This window comes from Desulfobulbus alkaliphilus (assembly GCF_016918545.1).
Classification (GTDB): domain Bacteria; phylum Desulfobacterota; class Desulfobulbia; order Desulfobulbales; family Desulfobulbaceae; genus Desulfobulbus; species Desulfobulbus alkaliphilus.
Window position 1 is genome coordinate 1 of the sequence record NZ_JAFFQC010000227.1, and the last position, 452, is coordinate 452.

At 67.0% G+C, this 452-nt stretch carries 1 pseudogene; it reads left to right on the forward strand.

Going from position 1 to position 452, the window contains the following annotated elements:
* Nucleotides 1-452, forward strand: a pseudogene (locus JWG43_RS18260) (translational GTPase TypA); the annotation flags it as partial.

Here is a 452-nt window from a genome sequence, read left to right on the forward strand (position 1 = left end):
ATGAAGGCCTGCAGCTGGCCGAGGTGGACAAGGCCCAGCCCGGCGACATCGTGGTGGTGGCCGGCATCGAGGACGTGACCATCGGCGACACCATCTGCACCCGCGAGAACCCCCGCGCCCTGCCGCGCATCCGCGTGGACGAGCCCACCGTGGCCATGCGCTTCGGCATCAACACCTCGCCCCTGGCCGGCCGTGAAGGCAAGCTGGTGCAGAGCCGCATGATCCGCGACCGCCTGAATCGCGAATGCCTGCGCAACGTGGCCGTGCGCGTGGAAGACACCACCGATAAGGACGCCTTCCTGGTCAAGGGCCGCGGCGAGTTCCAGATGGCCATCCTCATCGAGACCATGCGCCGCGAGGGCTTCGAGCTTTCCGTGGGCCGTCCCGAGGTCATCCTCAAGAAGGACGAGAACGGCAAGACCCTGGAGCCCATCGAGCACCTGTACGTGGAC